Annotated in this window: 19 protein-coding genes, 1 tRNA gene and 1 pseudogene; 18 read left to right on the forward strand and 3 right to left on the reverse strand. The window is 59.5% G+C overall.

Annotated features, from left to right (window positions below; all coding sequences use genetic code 11):
* Positions 1-20: 20 nt before the first annotated feature.
* Positions 21-97 (forward strand) — tRNA-Met (locus tag ACQZ5K_RS14830).
* Positions 98-353: 256 nt separating this feature from the next.
* Here ACQZ5K_RS14830 and ACQZ5K_RS14835 read toward each other — a convergent pair.
* Positions 354-863, reverse strand: a pseudogene (locus ACQZ5K_RS14835) (DDE-type integrase/transposase/recombinase); the annotation flags it as partial.
* Between the two features lie 248 nt (positions 864-1,111).
* Between ACQZ5K_RS14835 and ACQZ5K_RS14840 the strand changes: the two are divergent.
* The 4 genes from ACQZ5K_RS14840 to ACQZ5K_RS14855 all read left to right on the forward strand — a co-directional run bounded on the left by ACQZ5K_RS14840 (position 1,112) and on the right by ACQZ5K_RS14855 (position 5,094).
* Entirely contained in the window at positions 1,112-2,083 is a 972-nt protein-coding gene (locus ACQZ5K_RS14840; protein WP_448740687.1) for a Bug family tripartite tricarboxylate transporter substrate binding protein, read from the forward strand.
* 52 nt (positions 2,084-2,135) lie between these two features.
* Positions 2,136-2,609 (forward strand): tripartite tricarboxylate transporter TctB family protein, encoded by a 474-nt coding sequence (locus ACQZ5K_RS14845; RefSeq protein ID WP_448740688.1) that lies wholly within the window; start codon positions 2,136-2,138, stop codon positions 2,607-2,609.
* Positions 2,610-2,616: 7 nt separating this feature from the next.
* The gene (locus ACQZ5K_RS14850) at positions 2,617-4,116 is read left to right on the forward strand and encodes a tripartite tricarboxylate transporter permease (protein WP_448740689.1); all 1,500 of its coding nucleotides are present in this window, start codon (positions 2,617-2,619) and stop codon (positions 4,114-4,116) included.
* A 93-nt stretch (positions 4,117-4,209) separates the two neighbouring features.
* Positions 4,210-5,094, forward strand: a complete 885-nt coding sequence (locus ACQZ5K_RS14855) for a GntR family transcriptional regulator (protein WP_142781571.1) — start codon at positions 4,210-4,212, stop codon at positions 5,092-5,094.
* Between the two features lie 6 nt (positions 5,095-5,100).
* On the opposite strand, the gene ACQZ5K_RS14860 is transcribed toward ACQZ5K_RS14855, so the two are convergent.
* Positions 5,101-6,165 carry a lactonase family protein gene (locus ACQZ5K_RS14860; protein ID WP_448740690.1) on the reverse strand — a complete coding sequence of 355 codons (1,065 nt, stop codon included), beginning with the start codon at positions 6,163-6,165 and terminating at the stop codon, positions 5,101-5,103.
* A 138-nt stretch (positions 6,166-6,303) separates the two neighbouring features.
* On the opposite strand from ACQZ5K_RS14860, the gene ACQZ5K_RS14865 reads away from it, so the two are divergent.
* The 12 genes from ACQZ5K_RS14865 (at position 6,304) to ACQZ5K_RS14920 (ending at position 18,497) form a co-directional block, all read left to right on the forward strand.
* Entirely contained in the window at positions 6,304-7,650 is a 1,347-nt protein-coding gene (locus ACQZ5K_RS14865; RefSeq protein WP_448740691.1) for an MFS transporter, read from the forward strand.
* A gap of 13 nt (positions 7,651-7,663) precedes the next feature.
* The gene (acnA, locus tag ACQZ5K_RS14870; protein WP_448740692.1) at positions 7,664-10,291 is read left to right on the forward strand and encodes an aconitate hydratase AcnA; all 2,628 of its coding nucleotides are present in this window, start codon (positions 7,664-7,666) and stop codon (positions 10,289-10,291) included.
* Between the two features lie 13 nt (positions 10,292-10,304).
* Entirely contained in the window at positions 10,305-11,063 is a 759-nt protein-coding gene (locus tag ACQZ5K_RS14875; protein WP_448740693.1) for a transporter substrate-binding domain-containing protein, read from the forward strand.
* A gap of 665 nt (positions 11,064-11,728) precedes the next feature.
* Positions 11,729-12,136: a low affinity iron permease family protein gene (locus tag ACQZ5K_RS14880; RefSeq protein ID WP_003520641.1), complete on the forward strand. Its 408-nt coding sequence runs from the start codon at positions 11,729-11,731 to the stop codon at positions 12,134-12,136.
* A gap of 80 nt (positions 12,137-12,216) precedes the next feature.
* On the forward strand, positions 12,217-12,834 hold the full coding sequence (locus ACQZ5K_RS14885) for a flavodoxin family protein (RefSeq protein WP_448740694.1): 618 nt from the start codon (positions 12,217-12,219) through the stop codon (positions 12,832-12,834).
* A gap of 268 nt (positions 12,835-13,102) precedes the next feature.
* Positions 13,103-13,420: a PepSY domain-containing protein gene (locus ACQZ5K_RS14890; RefSeq protein ID WP_425624710.1), complete on the forward strand. Its 318-nt coding sequence runs from the start codon at positions 13,103-13,105 to the stop codon at positions 13,418-13,420.
* A 27-nt stretch (positions 13,421-13,447) separates the two neighbouring features.
* Positions 13,448-14,056 (forward strand): general stress protein, encoded by a 609-nt coding sequence (locus ACQZ5K_RS14895; RefSeq protein ID WP_003520644.1) that lies wholly within the window; start codon positions 13,448-13,450, stop codon positions 14,054-14,056.
* A 67-nt stretch (positions 14,057-14,123) separates the two neighbouring features.
* Positions 14,124-16,268, forward strand: a complete 2,145-nt coding sequence (katE, locus tag ACQZ5K_RS14900) for a catalase (RefSeq protein WP_448740695.1) — start codon at positions 14,124-14,126, stop codon at positions 16,266-16,268.
* Between the two features lie 42 nt (positions 16,269-16,310).
* Positions 16,311-16,811 carry a YciE/YciF ferroxidase family protein gene (locus ACQZ5K_RS14905; protein ID WP_448740696.1) on the forward strand — a complete coding sequence of 167 codons (501 nt, stop codon included), beginning with the start codon at positions 16,311-16,313 and terminating at the stop codon, positions 16,809-16,811.
* Between the two features lie 76 nt (positions 16,812-16,887).
* Entirely contained in the window at positions 16,888-17,547 is a 660-nt protein-coding gene (locus tag ACQZ5K_RS14910) for a DUF6766 family protein (protein ID WP_448740697.1), read from the forward strand.
* 10 nt (positions 17,548-17,557) lie between these two features.
* The gene (locus ACQZ5K_RS14915) at positions 17,558-18,181 is read left to right on the forward strand and encodes a cysteine hydrolase family protein (protein WP_448740698.1); all 624 of its coding nucleotides are present in this window, start codon (positions 17,558-17,560) and stop codon (positions 18,179-18,181) included.
* Positions 18,182-18,299: 118 nt separating this feature from the next.
* The gene (locus ACQZ5K_RS14920; protein WP_080820184.1) at positions 18,300-18,497 is read left to right on the forward strand and encodes a hypothetical protein; all 198 of its coding nucleotides are present in this window, start codon (positions 18,300-18,302) and stop codon (positions 18,495-18,497) included.
* Between the two features lie 21 nt (positions 18,498-18,518).
* On the opposite strand, the gene ACQZ5K_RS14925 is transcribed toward ACQZ5K_RS14920, so the two are convergent.
* Positions 18,519-18,749: a hypothetical protein gene (locus ACQZ5K_RS14925; protein WP_448740699.1), complete on the reverse strand. Its 231-nt coding sequence runs from the start codon at positions 18,747-18,749 to the stop codon at positions 18,519-18,521.
* A 152-nt stretch (positions 18,750-18,901) separates the two neighbouring features.
* Between ACQZ5K_RS14925 and ACQZ5K_RS14930 the strand changes: the two genes are divergently transcribed.
* Entirely contained in the window at positions 18,902-19,069 is a 168-nt protein-coding gene (locus tag ACQZ5K_RS14930; RefSeq protein WP_162936913.1) for a hypothetical protein, read from the forward strand.
* Positions 19,070-19,164 lie beyond the last annotated feature (95 nt).

Genomic DNA, 19,164 nt, shown 5'->3' on the forward strand with positions numbered 1-19,164 from the left:
GCTATAATAAAACCAGTCAACGCGGGGTGGAGCAGCCCGGTAGCTCGTCAGGCTCATAACCTGAAGGCCGCAGGTTCAAATCCTGCCCCCGCAACCAAAGTTTACGATGACTATCAAGACTTTAAGCGGCCTCCCTCGGGAGGCCGAAGTCGTTTTTACCCCTAGCACAACGCTTGCACAAATCCCGAGGCCGATTTGACTGTTCCCTTGAGGTCGTGATTCCCTGTTCCCATATCGAAGACGGAAACAAACAGGGGCCGGTATGGCGAGCCACGAAATCCTCGGAGGGAAGGTCAACGTTTACCGGCGCGGGGGACTGACTTGAGTGCTCCCCGTTTCACCGGACAGGTCGGCTAGATTGATTTAGCCCTGATGAACTGCCGAGGGGAAGCCATCTTGAGCGCGGAATGTGGATGGATTTCGTTGTAGTCCTCGATCCATCCGTCGATGAGCCGGAGCGCCGTTTGGGCATCCGGTAGTGCCGAGATGCGGATGTAATCCCGCTTCAGGGTTTTAACGAAAGCCTCTGACATTCCGTTCGACTACGGGCTGGCCACCGGCGTGAAGCAGGGCGTTAAATTGAGTGCCTGGGTAAATAGCCTGGTCTCCCGTGCTGTATAAGCCGAACCGTTGTCCGAGAGATGCTCGATAGCGTGCGGGGTTCGGGTTGCTGCGAACCGCTTTTCGACGGCCTCCAGCATCATGTCGCGCACGTCTGAGCCGGAAATACCCGCATTGGCGACCGCCGTCCAAGCGATCATCTCGCGGTCGAAGGCGTCGATGATGGGGGCGAGACGAATGACCTCTCCATTCCAGCAGGTGAACTCCAGACCGTCCGAACACCGGCGCAGGTTGGAGCGCATAGCGGGTGTTGTTGGGGTCGCCGTAACAAGGCCGAGCTTGATTGCAATCAAGATACCTCGGCTTGTTGCGTAGGTATCCGATGAGGGCCGTGCGTTATGCCATTTGAGAGTCGACAGCAGATAGTCGGCTGCGATCAATCGCTTCACAAAGAAGTACGTAATACCCATTTACTTTTATGATTATATAATGCAGTTTCTCCACGTCATACCCATGGAGGTGGGTTCACGCGATAAGGAGGATAGTCGCAATGCTTCATCTCAGAAAATTCCTCGTGGCCGCAACGGTCGCCGCCACTGCCGCGATGTCGGCGGCGAGTGCCACAATGGCGCAGGGTCTTGAGTTCACCATCACCGCTCCGGCCGGCGCCGGTGGCGGGTGGGACTCGGCGTCCCGCTCACTCCAGGAAGTCATGATGGCCACGGGTGCCGCAAAGAGCGTGCAGGTCGTCAATGTTCCGGGTGCCGGCGGCACGGTCGGGCTGGCGCAGTTCGTGGGGTCGGCAAAGGGCAGTCCCAAGCAGCTCCTCGTCGCGGGCATTACCCTTGTCGGCGCCAGCATCTCGAACAAGTCGCCCGTGGATCTTACGCAGATCACGCCGGTCGCCCGCTTGACAGGCGATCCGCTCGTCATCGTCGTTCCCAAGGACTCCCCGATCCAAACCATGGATGACCTGCTCAAGGCCATCAAGACCGACGTTGCCAAGGCCATCTGGGTCGGCGGGTCCGCCGGGGGCGCGGACCACATCCTCGCTGCGCTGGTCACGAAAGCCGCTGGCGAAGATCCCGCGAAGATCAACTACGTTGCCTATTCCGGTGGCGGTGAATCTCTGGCGGCCATGCTTGGCGGGCAGGCGACGGCAGGCGTTTCCGGTTACGGTGAATGGGAAGGCCAGATCAAATCCGGCGATCTCCGCGCTCTGGCTATCTCCTATCCCGAGCCTATCGAAGGAATTGAAGCCAAGCCGCTGAAGGCGCAGGGCCTTGATATCGAACTCGTCAACTGGCGCGGAGTTTTCGCCGGTCCCGGCGTCGAGGGCGCTGACCTTGAGGCTATCGAGGCTGCCGTAGACAAGACGGTAAAATCCGAACAGTGGCAGGCCGTTCTCAAGACGCGCGGCTGGACCGACTACTACGCGCCATCCGGCGAATTCAAGACGTTCATCGGCTCGGAGACCGAGCGCGTGCACGGCATTCTGAAGTCCATCGGCCTCGCCGACTGATTTCTCCCAAGACCGGGATGCCCGTCTGCGGCATCCCGGCGACGAGGAAACAATGACCAGTAAACCAGCTTTTATCCATAACCGCCCCGCGGCGGTCATTGCCATCGTGCTTTTCGCTATCGCCGCAGTGACCTACTGGGACGCGAGCCGAATGGTTGTACGGGCCACATACGGAATGAGCGCCACCGCGGCTTCATATTTCGTTGCGATTCTGTTCGCAATTCTGGCGGCCGGCCATTTGATCAGCGCGTTCAAGCCGAATGATGTCGAGAACGAGGAAGTCGACTGGAAGGCCGTCGGTTGGATCGGTCTCGCCCTGTCGGGACTGATCGCGTCCATCTGGGCAGGGGGCGGGTTCATTCTGGGATCGACGCTGCTTTTTGCCTTCACGGCGCGCGCCTTCGGCCGCAAGGCATTCGTCATCGATATTTGTCTTGGGGCGATCCTCGGCATCGTCATCTTCCTTCTTTTCAACAAGCTTCTGACGCTCGCGTTGCCCACGGGCCCGCTTGAGCGGCTGTTCTGAGGTCGCCATGGACACCCTCATCTATCTTTTCCAGGGCTTCGCCATTGCCATCGATCCCGCGAACCTCATCTACGCGGCAATCGGGGTCATCATAGGCACGGCGGTCGGCGTGCTTCCCGGTATCGGCCCGGCGCTGACGGTCGCGCTTCTGCTTCCCGTCACTTTCAAACTCGATCCCGGCGGCTCCATCATTATGTTCGCGGGCATCTATTATGGCGGGATGTACGGTGGTTCGACGACTGCGATCCTTCTGAATACACCCGGGGAAAGCGCGTCAGTGGTGACCGCGCTCGAAGGCAATCAGATGGCGCGCAGGGGAAGGGGCGGTCCGGCGCTCGCCACGGCCGCAATCGGATCCTTCGTCGCGGCCCTGATCGCAACGGTCGGCCTCGCATTCCTCGCGCCCGTCCTCGTTAAAGTCGCGGTCAAGTTTGGCCCTTGGGATTATTTCGGCCTCATGCTGATTGCGTTCGTCACTGTTTCGGCGACGTTCGGATCGTCGCCGCTACGTGGTCTGACGAGCTTGGCGTTTGGCCTGTGGCTCGGTCTTATGGGCATAGACCAGCTTACGGGCCAGGCACGTCTGACCTTCGGCGTCCCTGAACTTCTCGACGGGGTTGAGGTGACGACGCTCGCGGTTGGCCTGTTCGCCATAGGAGAAGCCCTGATCGTGGCTTCCCGGCATCTCTACAAGCCGGAAAAACCGATCTCGGTGAAGGGATCGATCTGGATGACGAAGGAGGACTGGAGCCGGTCGTGGAAGCCCTGGTTGCGCGGAACCTTCATCGGTTTCCCGATCGGCGCGCTCCCGGCAGGCGGCGCAGAAATCCCGACATTCCTCAGCTACAACATCGAAAGGAAGCTGTCCCGCAAACCCGAGGAATTCGGCGAAGGTGCGATTGAGGGCGTTGCAGGCCCCGAAGCGGCGAACAATGCCTCCGCGGCAGGAACGCTCGTGCCGTTGCTCACGCTTGGCCTGCCTACGTCCGCGACGGCAGCAGTGATGCTTGCGGGATTCCAGCAATATAACATTCAACCGGGACCGCTCCTTTTTGCTCAGCACGCCGATCTCGTGTGGGGTCTCGTTGCGAGCCTGTTCATCGCCAACGTGATGCTACTGGTGCTTAATTTACCGCTGGTTGGCCTTTGGGTCAGGCTGCTGAAGATCCCGCTTCCATGGCTTTACGCCGGAATTCTGGTCTTCGCGTCAATGGGAACGATTGCGGCGAATCCATCCGTCGTCGAACTGCTCTTGCTGACCGGATTCGGTGTCGTCGGATTCCTCATGCGGCGTTTCGACTATCCGATCGCGCCTGCCGTCGTTGGCCTTATCCTTGGTCCTCTTGCTGACAGTGCATTGCGTCGCTCGCTTCAGATGAGCCTCGGCGATCCGATTGTCTTCTTGCAACATCCGAGTTCGGCCATCATGATCGGGATCGCGGTCGTTGCTCTTGTCGCACCGTTCATCTTCCGCGGACTGTCACGTTTCCAGCAGGACGAGGATTGATTGGTGACCGGCGACCCATCGCGCTATGGTAACATGGCGCGATGTTCCGTAAGAGGACATCGCGACCATGCGATGAACAGGACAGGGCGGCGGATGGCTAGGAAAAGCCTGGTACCACAGATCAGCAGCAACATCGTCGAGTATGTACAGACGAACCGCATGCAACAGGGCCAGCACCTGCCATTGCAGCTGCTGGCTGATACGTTCCGGGTTTCGCGTGCGCCGATCCTGAGCGCTCTCCAGAAACTCGAAGGAGATGGTATCGTCCGGGCCGAGCCAAACAGGGGCTACTTCCTTGCCGTCGACGCTGAAAATATCGCGCTTGAAACCGCCAGCGACGATATGGACGCGGCGGGCGACGAGGCGATCTACTTCCGTATGGCCGAAGACCGTCTGTCGGGCAAGCTTGAGGAGCGCGTCAGCGAAAACGAGTTGATGCGCTTCTACGACGTTCCCAGAACCCGTCTCCTGAAAGTTCTGCACCGCATCGCTGACGAAGGCTGGATCGAGCGGCTGCCGGGGAACGGGTGGGCGTTCCGTCAGGCTCTGACCTCCAGACAGAGTTACGAGGATGGATATGCGTTCCGGGCCGTGATCGAGCAGCAGGCGATGCTGTTGCCGACGTTCGAGCCCGACGTCGAGGGCTTGAAGCGCGCCCGCGAGGTCCAGACCGCCTTGCGCGACGGCGGCTTCGAGACCTGGTCGCGTGCCGATATCTTCAAGGCCAACAACGAATTCCATGAGATGCTCGTCGCATGCTCCCGCAACGAGTTCTTCCTCGACTCCATCAAGCGGATCAACAGACTTCGCCGCCTCATCGAATATCACATCACTATCGACCGCAGCCGCCTGCCGAAGCAGACGGCGGAACATCTCCATATCCTCGATCTCGTCGAGGACGGGCGACGAAACGAGGCTGCGGCGTTTCTATTCACCCACATCATGGGCGCGAGCCGCATCAAGACCCCGAAGGTCTGACGTCCATCAGTCCAGCGTCTTGAAGACGATGCAGACAGGGCTCCCGACCGAGAGCACCTCATCCCTCGCAGACAGGCGACCGGTCACTGCGTCTATGTCGAACGCGGTCACGCTGTCCGAATCCTCGTTTGCCGCGAGAAGGGCGCCGTTTGGGAGGATTGTGAAAAATCTCGGTGTCTTTCCGCCGGTCGCCCAATGTCCGGCGAGACGCATGTGGCCGGAACGGTCCAGCTCGAAGACCACGATGGTGTCGCTGCCGCGATTGCTGGCATAGACGAACCGTCCGTCGCCCGATATCGCGATTTCGGCAGCGCGGCTGTTGCCGGTGAAGGTGTCGGGAAGGGTCGAGAGTATCTGGAAGGGCGAGAGGCGTCCGTTGTCGGGATCGAAGCGGTACGCGGTGACAGTTGAGTCGAGCTCGTTGACAACATAGGCGAGGCGGCCGTTGGAGTGGAACGCGATGTGTCGGGGACCCGAGGTTTCCCGCGTGGCGCAGGCGCTCGCTTTCCGCAAGGTTCCGCTCGCCGTGTCGATCTCGTAGATGAGGACGGTGTCGGTACCCTTGTCCGGCACCGCGATCCACCGGCCACTCGGATCGAATTCCACCTGATGAGGCTTGGGCATGGGCTGCTCGACGCGATGTGGGCCGATTTCCCCGGTAACTGCGGCAAGGTCACAGACCTCGCCCAAGGATCCGTTATCGAGGCGCGGAAGAAGGGCGATCGACGACGTAACGTGATTTGCGATGACGAGGTATCGGTTCGTCGGGTCGAAGGAGAGATCGACCGGATTGCGTCCCCGTGTCGATTGCGTTCCCAGTGGCGTCAGCTTGCCCGTCGACCGTTCGATCGAGAATGACGTCACCCGATCCGAGTCGCCGTGGACGGTGTGCAGGAACTGGCCGGTTCGATCGAATGCCAGGAAGGACGGGTTTTCCATCTCGAGGAGCTGAAGGTGTTCCCACTGCATGTCGTTGCGAAGACGGTACACATTGAGGCCGTTGCCGCGCGCATTGCGCTGCCGCGTTGTTCGTGCGCCGACATAAACGACCAGGTCGCCGCGATTTTCCATTTCTCAGGTCTCCTCCGTACGGTCCAGAACCTGATAAACCGATCCTTCAAAAATCACAATTGCATTTTATAATTATAATATGTAAAAAAGGGTCGTGCCTTGGGAGGCAAGCGACATAAACACCTTTGGGAGGGAGCCATGACGCTCACCGATACGAGCACGCTTGAGAAGACCACCACGCGTAAAGTCTTCTGGAGAATCGTGCCCTACTGTTTCATCCTCTATGTCATTTCCTATCTGGATCGCGCCAATCTCGGATACGCGGCCCTCGAGATGAACAAGGATCTTGCCCTTTCCGCCGAAGCTTTCGGCTTTGCGGGAGGAATCTTCTTCATCGGCTATTTCCTGTTCGAGGTTCCGAGCAACGTCGCCCTCCAGAAATACGGCTCGCGCATCTGGATTTCGCGTATTCTGCTTACCTGGGGTGCGGTTGCGGTCCTGACGGGTTTCGTTCAGGAAGCCTGGCAGCTCTATACACTCCGCTTCCTCCTCGGCGTCGCGGAAGCAGGCTTCTTCCCCGGTATCATCATCTATCTCACCTACTGGTTCCGCGCCAAGGAACAGGCAACGACGGTGGCGTTCTTCACCGCCGCTATCCCGGCTTCCTATCTGCTCGGCGCGCCGCTCAGCACCTGGATCATGGACAACGTGAACTGGTTCGGGCATGCGGGCTGGCGCTGGATGCTGGTGCTCGAAGGGTTGCCCGCGATCCTGGCCGGTGTCTTCAACTACTTTTACATGACAGATCGCCCGGAGAAGGCGAAGTGGCTGACCGAGGACGAGCGCAACTGGCTGGTCGGCGAGCTTGCCCAAGACCATAACAAACGCAAGAACGTCCAGCATCTTGGGCTGTGGGCTGCGATCTCCAACCCGAAAGTGCTTTTCCTGTCAGCGATCTATTTCATCTATCAGGTCGGCAACCTCGGGATTGGTCTCTGGATGCCCCAGATCATCCAGAGTTTCGGTAAGTCGCTAACGCACACCCAGATCGGCCTCGTCGCCATGATTCCCTATGCGATCGCCACGGTCGCCATGGTCCTGTGGTCCAGGAGTTCCGACCGCACGGGCGAACGACAAAAGCACAGTGCCGTACCGCTCCTGATCGGAGGATTCGCGCTGGCCGCTACAGGCCTGACAAACGATCCCTATGTCGCGATCGGCCTGATCTCGGTGGCTCTCGCAGGCATCTATGCGTTCAAATCGCCGTTCTGGTCGTTGCCGGGTCTTTTCCTGTCACGTTCGACGGCGGCGGTATCGATTGCGGCGATCAACTCGATCGGCAACCTCGGCGGATTCGTCGGACCCTACGCGATGGGTTGGGCTAAAACGGCGACAGGCAGCCCGCTCGGCGGCCTTTTGTTCCTGGCGGTGCTTCTCGTGATCTTGTTCTTCATGACATGGTTCATGCGCTTCCCGGCTCCCGACGCCGATGACAGTCCGACCGGACAGTTCCACGCCGGCCGTACGTCCTCCCGCAAAGCCTGAATGGAAAAACAGCATGCGCACCACATTCGACATCAACGGCGTCAGCCACGACATCATCGATCTTCCGGCCGAGGCCGGTGATTGTCTGGTGCGCATGCCTTATATCCATCGCATCCTGCTGGAGAACGTTCTCCGTACGGCAGGTGATGACGCCTTTCGTGCCAAGGACGCTATGCTCGCCTGGCTCGAAACGGGCCAGAGCGATGTCGAAATCCCCTTCCTGCCGAACCGGGTGCTGATGCACGACACGACATGCGGGCCCGCGCTCGTGGATATCGCCGGAATGCGCTCGGCGCTCGCTGAGGCAGGCGGCGATCCGGCCCTGCTCAACCCGGTGGTTCCCGTCGATGTCTCCACCGATCACTCGGTCGCCGTCGATGCTTTCGGAACTTCGGCGGCGCTCGCGCGCAACATGGAGCGGGAGTACGAGCGCAATGCCGAGCGCTATAGTTTCATGAAATGGGCGACCAACAGCCTTGCCGACTTCCGGGCGCATCCGCCGGGAACCGGGATCATGCACACGCTCAACCTCGAACGGCTTGCGACGGTCGCGACGTCGGTGCAGCGCGACGGCAGGCTGTGGGCCATGCCGGACACGCTGATCGGGACGGACAGTCATACGCCGATGATCAATGGCATTGGCGTGCTGGCTTGGGGTGTCGGCGGGCTGGAGGCGGAAAGCGTTTTCTTCGGCATGCCTGTCGCCCTTCGCGTTCCCGATGTTGTCGGCGTCCGGCTGACGGGCGCGCTGAGGGAGGGTGTTCTTGCAACCGATCTGGCGCTTGTCGTTACCCATCTGCTCCGCCAGATCGACTTGCAGGACAAGTTCGTCGAGTTCTATGGCCCGGGCGTGTCGAACCTCACGGCGGGCGACCGTGCGGTCGTCGCCAACATGACGCCCGAGTTCGGGGCGAATAGCGGCTATTTCCCGATCGACCGCCAGTCGGTCGACTACCTTCTCGCCACCGGGCGCAGGTCGGTACACGCCGCTTTCGTCGAGGCCTATGCGAAACGGGTCGGCATCTGGTTCGATCCGAACGCCAATCCACGCTACACGTCCACCCTCGATCTTGACCTGTCCAGCGTCGAACCCAGCCTCGCAGGCCCCCGTCGCCCGCAGGACCGGATTGCAGTCAGCGAAACCCGTAGTGCAATCGCGGGAATGAAAAAGAACGGCGGCGCGCCTTCCGTCGAGGGTGAACCGAACGACGGCTCGGTCGCGATCGCGGCCATCACAAGCTGTACCAATACGTCCGATCCGCGCCTGTTGATCGCTGCCGGACTTCTAGCCCGCAAGGCGAAGGCCTATGGGCTTCGCCCTCCGCACTGGGTCAAGACGTCCACCGCGCCCGGCTCGCCGACGGCGGAGCGCTATCTCGTGCGGGCAGGGCTTTTGTCCGATCTCGAATCCGTCGGCTTCGGTATCGTGGGTTACGGCTGCACGACATGTATCGGCAATTCCGGCCCGCTGACCGAGCCGGTCGCGGATGCGATGGCCAGGCGTGGGATCCTTCCGGTCGCCGTGCTTTCGGGGAACCGCAACTTTCCCGGGCGCGTCCATCCCCAGCTTGAGGCCGGGTTCCTCGCCTCGCCACCAATGGTCGTGGCCTTCGCGCTCGCCGGGACCGTCGAACTCGATATCATGAACGATCCGATCGGGGTTTCGCAGGACGGCACGCCGGTGACCCTCTCCATGCTGTGGCCGAGCACCGTGGAGATCGACGAAGCCCTGGCTGCCGCGTCGAAGATAGAGGACTTCGCACCCGCCTACGATGCCGCCGAAGCGAGCAAGGCGTGGAAGGAGCTTCCGGCTCCAACGACGACGCTGTTTCCCTGGGACGAGACATCCACTTACATCCGCCGTCCGCCATTTGCGAGTTTCGGCAAGGGCACCAAGCTCGGAACCTATGAGGCGCATCCGATCCTCGTTGTTGGCGATGACATCACGACCGACCATATTTCACCGGCCGGGGCGATCCCCGCAAAGGGCGATGCCGGGCGCCATCTGATCGAACGCGGGCAAAATCCCTTCGACCTCAACGTCTTCTCGTCGCGGCGCGGCAACTGGGAAGTGATGATTCGTGGCCTGTTCACCAACAAAACGGTGCGCAATCTTCTCGGCGACGACATTCCCCCCGGTTCCACCATCCACGCCGGATCGGGCGATGTCCTGTCACTCTGGGACGCGGCGCAACGATACCAAGCCGAGGGCAGGTCCGTGGTCGTGGTGGCAGGCGAGCGTTATGGAATGGGTTCTTCTCGTGACTGGGCAGCCAAGGGTGTGGCGCTTCTCGGTGTTCGCGCCGTGCTCGCAGCCAGCTTTGAGCGCATTCACCGCTGGAACCTGATCGGCATGGGCGTGCTGCCCTTACGGTTACCGCAAGGCGTCAAGCCCGCTGACCTCGGCATCTCGGCAGATGATGTCGTCGTGATTGATGCCGATCCACAGACCATGACACCACGTTGCGATGTGACCGTGACAATACGCAAGGTGGATGGCACTTCGACGACCCTGGATGCCGTGGCGGCAATCGAAACCAGTGCGGAGGTCGGCATTCTTCGGGCAGGCGGCGTGCTGCCGCTCATCCTCAAGCAATTGCTGAACAGGCCGGGTCGGAAGGCATCCGGGCGGGACGCGTGATCGGAGAAGCGAAATGACAGACATCGACATCGCCAAAGTGCGACGCGCAATCGCTCCCTCGGGTACGTTGCGGACGACGATAAACGTCGGGAATCCGATCCTCGCAAGCCGGAAAGACGTGCCGGGAGGCGTCGCAGGCGTTTCCGTCGATCTCGCTCGGACGCTGGCCGAGCGTCTGGACGTACCGCTCGAACTTGTCGTTCTGGAGTCAGCGGGTAAGGCAGTCACCGCCGTTGAGGAAGGCCGTGCCGATATCGGCTTCTTCGCTCGCGATCCCACACGCGCGCAACTGATTGCGTTCACTGCCCCCTATGTGCTGATCGAGGGATGTTATCTTGTCCGAGACGGCTCGCCGGTCTCCGAAATGAAAGACATTGATGTTGCCGGCCGTAGGGTGGTTGTGGGCAAGGGCAGCGCCTACGATCTGTATCTTACACGAGAACTTCGACACGCCGCGATTGAGCGCGCCGCGACGTCCCCCGCCGTCGTCCAGCATTTCCTGGAAACGTCAGCCGACGTCGCTGCGGGCGTTCGTCAGCAACTCCAGCAGGACGCGGACCGGTTCGGTGGACTGCGGTTTCTGCCCGGCCGCTTTATGGTGATCGAGCAGGCGATGGGAGTGGCACGGACGCATGGCCCGGTGGCGGAGAGCTATCTGACCGCGTTTGTGGAAAGCGCCAAAGCCGAAGGTCTGGTTACCGACTTCCTGAAAGCGAATGGCGTGGATGCGGTCTCGGTGGCTCCGCTGACAGTAGATGTCATATCATCCTGATCTTAATGTTAGCATTTTGCGGAGCACAAGTATCCTCGCGATTTGCGGAGCCGAACTCGTGATGTCCCTGACCAAGATTTGCAGCATTTTTGGACCGACGGAAGGATTATTCGCCGCTTCGATTACCGATCGATCGCCTAGGCTTGCCAGAGCCGTCGACAATACCCTAGCGGTCCTTGATGGTTCGAGCGGACTATTGAAAAGCCAATCAATGTCCTCCTGCTTAAGACGAATGGTCTTGGTCAGAAACCGATCTGCATCGGAAGGCGGTATTTCATCCGTGACGATGCTTCTTACGGTCCGCAAGGCGATATCGTCGGGGATAGCGCCACTCAATACGTCATCGAACTCGGGATAGGCCAATTCCGTTTGGCGGACGACCTCGACAATACGTTCAACTCAATGCTCCTCTGAACTGGCGCGCAAGATACTCGCCAACAAGGGCGCGACAAGCGTTAAGCGAACTTAGTCCCGCTTTGTCCTAATGCGTAAGCAAAGTTGGAGGCTGCTCACTTCCGTCTGGCCTCTAACCTCGGAACCATCTGCTTTTTCCTTTGTTAGTGCCAACCTAAACGCAGCGCACGTTGTCGAGCCGACGCTCTTAGACAATATGACATGTGCGTTTTTGCGTCGGAATCGGTGTAAGCGGTGAGGTGCAGCACGCTATGAACAAGTTCTTCACCCTTTTTGCCAGCCGTACCGCGTCCTTTTCAGGCTCGCCCACTGCGTTTGTCGTCGCGCTTGGCGCGATCATCGTCTGGGGAACAAGCGGGCCGCTGTTTGGCTTTTCGGAGGTCTGGCAACTGGTCATCAACACGGGCACGACCATTGTCACCTTCCTCATGATTTTCCTCGTGCAGAATTCGCAGAACCGGGATTCCGCAGCGATGGAAGCAAAGCTGGACGAACTCCTGAGAGCCGTGGAGCAGGCACGCGCTGATTTTATCGGGATCGAGCATCTCACGGAAGACGAAATAGAGGAGATCCGCTCTCGGCTGGAAAAGGAAAACGGACCTGAAGGCGAGAAGCCGCCTCCGCATCACGCCATGGCGCGACTGCTGTCCCGGCGTTAGGTCAGACGGTTTGCCAGCTGGCGGCGGCGGCAGTCACCCACACCAACATGCGGCAAAGCCCGCTGACAGAAGGAGCTATCATGTCTCTCAAGGTCCTCGCATTGAATGCGACACTCAAGTCTTCCACGTCGGCAGAGCCGTCGTCGACCGGAAAACTGCTGACATTGATCCTTCGGGAACTCGGCGATCATGATGTGCAAACCGAGACGGTCAGGCTTGCCGATCATGACATCAAGGCCGGCGTTACGTCCGATGAAGGCGAGGGAGACGCCTGGCCGGCCATCCGTGAAAAGATCGTTGCAGCCGACATTCTTCTGCTTGGAACGCCGATATGGCTCGGACAGCCCTCGAGCGTTTGCAAAAGAGCGCTGGAGCGCATGGATGCATTTCTGGACGAGACCGACGAGCAGGGGCGTATGGTTTCCTATGGGAAAGTCGCTGCGGTGGCGGTCGTCGGAAATGAAGACGGTGCTCACCATGTTTCGGCGGAACTTTTTCAGGCCCTGAATGATGTCGGCTTCACTGTTCCCGCAAATGCGGTTGCCTACTGGGTGGGGGAGGCAATGGGTTCGAAGAATTTCGTCGATCTCGATGAAACGCCGGACGCCGTTAAAACCATGGTCAGCATGCTTGTGCGCAACACGGTGCACCTGGCTCTGCTCCTTAAGAACAGTCAATATCCGGGCGACAAGGACTGACGTTATAAGGGCGGCGCTGCCGGCTTTTCCGCCAAGGACGTGGTATAAAACGGCTGCTCCTCCTCGCCATACCCCGTCCGGCGTCTCGGGTAAGGCGATCATCGTGTGAGGCGGCATTCTCCCTGCCGATAATTATTTTCGGAACTCTCTGCATGTCGGTTTGTTCGAGAGGCGTTCATGCCGGCCTGAGATGGGTTTCCCGTCTCTCGGAGGAAAATTCCCGAAAGGGAGGTTCGCAATCGATGATCCTAGCGGAGGAAAAATCCAAATGAAGAAAACTGTTTTCGTTGCGTTGCTCTTAGGCGGCGGTGCGCTGTCGGCTTTCGCCCAGCAGACGCCAACCGCCAATCCGGGTGGCGATACGCCGGCTGTCGCGACGCCGGGCGCCAATAATCCGACGGCTCCGGTGGAGGGCGCCAACAGCTTCACTGAAGCGCAGGCCAAACAGAGGATGGAAGAGGCCGGGTACACGCAGGTCAAGAACCTGACGAAAGACGACAAGGGTGTGTGGATGGCATCGGGCATGAAAGGCGGCAAGACCGTGGCCATAGCGCTCGATTATCAGGGCAACGTCGTCGCCAAGTGAGGCGCGCAGGATTTTGGGAGAAGTGACATGAGAACCGTAACCGGACTTTTCGACGACTATGATGATGCAAGCGCCGCCGTTTCCGAACTGGAAAGAGCAGGCGTGCCGTCAAGCGATATCAGCATCGTCGGCAGCAACGCCGACAGGCGGCATGGAGAGGATTCCGATTCCAACGCAGCGGAGGGCGCAGGCACAGGTGCTGGCATCGGTGCGCTTGTCGGTGGCGCGGGCGGTCTGCTGACGGGGCTTGGATTGATGGCGATCCCGGGCGTGGGGCCCGTGGTTGCAGCGGGCTGGCTTGCCGCAACGGCAGTCGGGGCAGCGGGCGGCGCTGTCGCCGGTGGCGCTGCCGGCGGGCTTATCGGAGCCATGACCCGTTCGGGCGTTTCCGAAGAGGATGCCAATCTTTACGCCGAAGGGGTGCGCAGGGGCGGTACGCTGGTGACCGCCCGAGTGGAAGATAACCTGGTGCCGGAGGCGGAGGCCGTGCTCAAGCGGCAGGGGTGGGTCGACCCCGCGGAACGCCGCGCGGCCTATCGCGAACAGGGCTGGACGGGCTTCGACGAGGCGTCAAGACCCTATGCGCCGGAAGACGTTGAACAGGAGCGGAACCGGTATCGCCCCTCAGCAATTTGACGTGCTCACCCGTCAACCCGGGGGCATGGTCTGTCATGCCCCTGGTCAACGCCTTGCAGGAGCTGACATGGCCAGAAAACCAGATTCCACCTCATCATCCGCCACTGCCACCATTCACGACCAGAAGCTTGTTCGGGGAGCCGGCGGCGAACTGCATCAGACTGCTGCCGGCGAGGAGCCCGTGCTGACGACCGCTCAGGGCGGGCCGGTAGCGGACGACCAGAACTCTCTTCGAGTTGGTCCTCGCGGCCCGCTTGTCGTGGATGATTTCCATTTCCGCGAGAAGATTTTCCATTTCGATCACGAAAGAATCCCTGAGCGCGTGGTTCACGCCCGCGGTTATGGTGCGCATGGCTACTTCGAGACCTATGAATCCCTTGCCGCCCACACCAGCGCCGATCTGTTTCAGCGGGCGGGTGAAAAGACCCCGGCCTTCGTGCGGTTCTCGACCGTCGCCGGCAACAAGGGGTCGGCCGACCTCGCGCGGGATGTGCGCGGTTTCGCCGTGAAGCTTTATACCAAGGAGGGTAACTGGGATCTCGTCGGCAACAATATCCCGGTATTCTTCATTCAGGATGCGATCAAGTTTCCGGATCTTATCCATGCCGCCAAGCAGGAGCCTGATCGCGCCTTTCCACAGGCGCAAACCGCGCATGACACCTTCTGGGATTTCATCAGCCTCACGCCCGAAAGCATGAACATGGTCATGTGGATCATGTCGGATCGGACCATTCCACGCTCCTTCCGGTTCATGGAAGGTTTTGGGGTGCACACCTTCCGCTTCATTAACGCGAAGGAGCAATCGACCTTCGTGAAGTTTCACTGGAAGCCGAAGCTCGGATTGCAGTCGGTGGCGTGGAACGAGGCGGTCAAGATCAACGGCGCCGATCCCGATTTTCACCGGCGCGATCTTTGGGCGGCGATCCAGTCCGGCAATTTTCCGGAATGGGAGCTGCAGGTTCAGCTTTTCGATCAGGATTTCGCCGATAGCTTCGATTTCGACGTTCTCGACCCCACCAAGATCATTCCCGAGGAGATATTGGCGCCGAAACCGGTCGGCCGGCTTGTCCTAGACCGTATGCCGGACAACTTCTTTGCCGAAACCGAACAGGTGGCGTTCATGACGCAGAACGTGCCGCCGGGCATCGATTTCAGCAATGATCCGCTGCTGCAGGGCAGGAATTTTTCCTATCTCGATACGCAGCTCAAGCGTCTCGGCGGGCCGAACTTCACGCATCTGCCCATCAATGCTCCCAAGTGTCCTTTCGCGCATTTCCAGCAGGACGGCCATATGGCGATGCGCAATCCGACCGGACGGGCGAATTATCAGCCCAATTCCTTCGGGGAAGGGCCAAGGGAATCGCCGTCGCGTGGATTCCAGCATTTCCCTGCGGAGGAGCAAGGCGCCAAGGCAAGGTTGCGGCCGGAAAGTTTCGCCGATCACTACAGCCAGGCGCGCCAATTCTACATCAGCCAGACGCCACCCGAGCAGCGCCATATCGCATCGGCGCTCACCTTCGAACTCAGCAAGGTAGAAACTCCCGTCATTCGCGAGAGAATGGTCGCGCATCTTCTCAATATCGACGAAACGCTTGCCGCGACGGTGGCGCAGAAGCTCGGCCTGCAAGCCATGCCGAAACCGACGGATGCCGCCATGCCAACCCGTCAGGATCTGGAGCCGTCGCCGGCGCTCAGCATCGTTCAACGGGGTCCCAAACGGTTCGAGGGTCGCAAGCTTGGCATTCTCATTACCGACGGCGTGGACGCTAAACTGCTGAAGGGGCTGACCAAAGCGGTCGAGGCAGAAAAAGCTGTCTTCGAGCTTATCGCGCCCAAGGTCGGAGGGGTAACGGCGTCGGACGGCACCTTTGTCGAGGCACATCACATGATTGATGGCGGGCCTTCAGTGCTTTTCGATGCGGTGGCGCTGCTGACATCGGCGGCGGCCATCGATGAGCTGATCAAGGAGGCAACTGCGCGGGATTTCGTCGCCGATGCGTTCCAGCACTGCAAATTCATTGGCTACGACCAGTCGGCGCTGCCGTTACTGGAAAAAGCGGGAATTGCCGATGTCATGGATGAAGGCATGCTGCCATTGCCGGGTGAAGGGGGACTTTCTGCCTTCGTGTCAGAGCTCGGCAAACTTCGAGTCTGGGCGCGCGAACCGTCGCTCAAACTCGGCAAGGCCTCCGTGCCCGTCGATAAACGGTGAAACACCCACTCTCACTCACCACCAAGCAACAGGAGACTAAAAATGGCTGAGAAGACATTGGAAGACCTTTTCCTCGATACGGTGAAGGATATTTATTTCGCGGAACGCCAGATTCTCAAGGCGCTCCCGAAAATGGCGCGGGCTGCGCAGTCAGCGGAGTTGAAGGCGGCATTCGAAAAGCACAGGGACGAGACCGAGGTCCACGTGGAGCGATTGCAGACTGTCTTCGATTTGCTCGGCAAGCCGGCACGCGGCAAGACCTGCGAGGCGATCCAGGGCATTATCTCGGAAGGCGAGGAAATCATGGAGGAGTTCAAGGGCTCGCCAGCGCTCGATGCCGGGCTGATTTCTTCGGCGCAGGCCGTGGAGCACTACGAGATTACCCGTTATGGCACCTTGAAGACGTGGGCGGTCGAACTCGGCATGAAGGAAGCGGCGAAACTGTTCGAGCAGACGCTGGGCGAGGAAAGCGCAACGGATACGGCTCTCTCGTCGCTTGCCCAGGCACGCGCAAACGTGAAGGCCAAATCCAAGGCGGCGTGAGCCGTCATGCGGACGTGCCGCTGATATTGGCGGCACGTCCAATTTTGCAGTTGTCTCTTTCATGCGAGGCTGAACCATGAGGCTGTTTCGCGACAATGGATTGACGATTGTCCTTGTCCTGACTTCCCTGTTGACGATCGGTGGCATGCTCGCGACCGGCTGGGCTGTTTACAACGAGGAGCTTGCGCAGCATCAGGCGGTGCCCCTTACGCTTCTTTCCTACGCAAAGAGCGGCCATTTTCTTTCCGCCCTGTTCGAAAACTGGGAGAGCGAATTCCTCCAGATGTCGGCGTATGTCATGCTGACCGCGTTTCTTTTTCAGAGAGGCTCATCGGAATCCAAAGACCCCGATAAAGCTGCATCGCAAGACGAAGATCCCGCACAAAAAGCAGATGATCCCGAGGCGCCCTGGCCGGTGAAAGCAGGGGGATTTATCCGCACCCTCTATTCCTATTCTCTGGGATTGGCGCTGTTCTTCCTTTTCATCGTCAGTTTTGTTCTCCATCTGAAATACAGCGCCGACGCAGGGGCAGTGGAAGCCGCCATGCACGGTGAGCCCGAGACAACGCTATTTGCGCATCTGGGAAGTGTGGAATTCTGGTTTGAATCCTTTCAGAACTGGCAATCGGAGTTTCTTTCGACCGCAGTTCTCGTCGTTCTCTCCATCTTCCTGCGCTTCCGCGGATCGCCGGAATCGAAACCCGTTGCCGCTCCTCACAGTGAGACCGGCGGATAGGGAGGAGGAATTGATCGAGTTTTCTCCCGAGGGAGACTGGCGGCACCTGTGCGTCGACATGCAACGCGTTTTCGCCGAGGATACGCCATGGCATGTCGAATGGATGGACCGCATCAGCGAGGAGGTGGAGGCTTTGGTTCAAGGCGATCCCGCCCGATGCATCTTCACCTGTTTTGTGCCGCCGAAATCTGTCGAGCAGGCCGCCGGTGCATGGCGGGCCTATTATGAAAAATGGCCGATGATGACGCAGCAGTCGCTGGCCCCGGAACTGATCGGTGTTATACCAGCGCTGTCGCGCTACATACCGCCCGCCCGCATCTTTCGTAAAAGCGTGTACTCCCCCTGGCAGCATGGAGGACTTGGCGACATCCTGCGGGAGGAACGGGTTTCAACACTGGTGATTACCGGCGGCGAAACAGATGTCTGCGTTCTCGCTACCGTTCTGGGAGCGATAGACCAGGGTTTTTACGTCATTCTGGTCGAAGACGCGCTTTGTAGCGGAAGGGATGCGACACACGATGCGGCGTTGAAGCTGCTGTCCGGCCGTTTTTCGACACAGTTGCAGGTGTGCGATACGGCGACCCTCCTTGCGGCGCTTCCCAGGCAATCCGCTCCGCGGTTCATGAGACCCTAATATCAGAATTGCTTCGGGCGATTAGCGGAAGCAGCCAGCGGTCTTCACCGAAGAAAAGGAACAAGCTTGCCCGAGCGAAGTTAGGCCGCCTATCTTCACACGAACCGGAGGCTCCACCGTGGCCCAAACCGTTGATCACGAAACCAGCAACAGCCTGAATATCGAGGCGGCGACCCCCAAGGTGATTAAGATCATAGTGGGGGAGCGGACGGTGCTCGAGGGCGTGCTGAACACCGGCAGCGTCTTGAGGGTGCAGACAAAAGAAGGCGCCGAGCCACAATCCATCGAACTTGTGATCGAGGACCTGGCTCGGTGAAGGTTGTCGTGTGCGACCGGATTAACCCTGGAAATTGCCGTCGCTGGTATCCCGTTCGTTGTAGTTCAAATCCCAGTCCTTCTCGGGTTTCTTGACGCCGGGCGGCAGCTTGTTGACGGTTGCGTCGTCCGAACCGGTGATAACCCTTGGCTTCGCGCTCGCCACGCCGTTGTTTTTCGAGGTTTTCTTGCCGCGCGCAAATTGCGGTTCACTGTCCTTGTGAATCTGCTTCAGCTTGTCGTTCTTGTTCATGACATCCTCCTTGATCCCTCCCAAACCGTTTTCCCGCGCCACTGTTCCCTTAGTGCCTCAGCAAGATCGGAACCTCTTCATGGAGCTGCGGTTAGAAAGACCGGCCGGATGGCGGATCCGTCATTCCTGTAACCATAAGCGGAGATGAAGCGATGAACCGACCCGACAAGGATACCCAGCCGGAGCCCGGTACGGACGACGCCCGTTCCGGTGATAGTGAAGAAAGCCGCCGCGACAGGGAACAGACGAGAAAGAACGCTGAACGCATGATCGAACAGAGGCGGCGGAGGCAACCGGCCGGGCGCGAGGATGAGGCCTGAAACCACCCTGTCCTGCCTCAACTATTACGCACGCCTGCGGTTTCCAATCAATTCAGCCGCAATCTTCATTGATTGCGCCATTGTACGTTGGCGTA

It is taken from the genome of Agrobacterium sp. 22-226-1 (genome assembly GCF_053522345.1).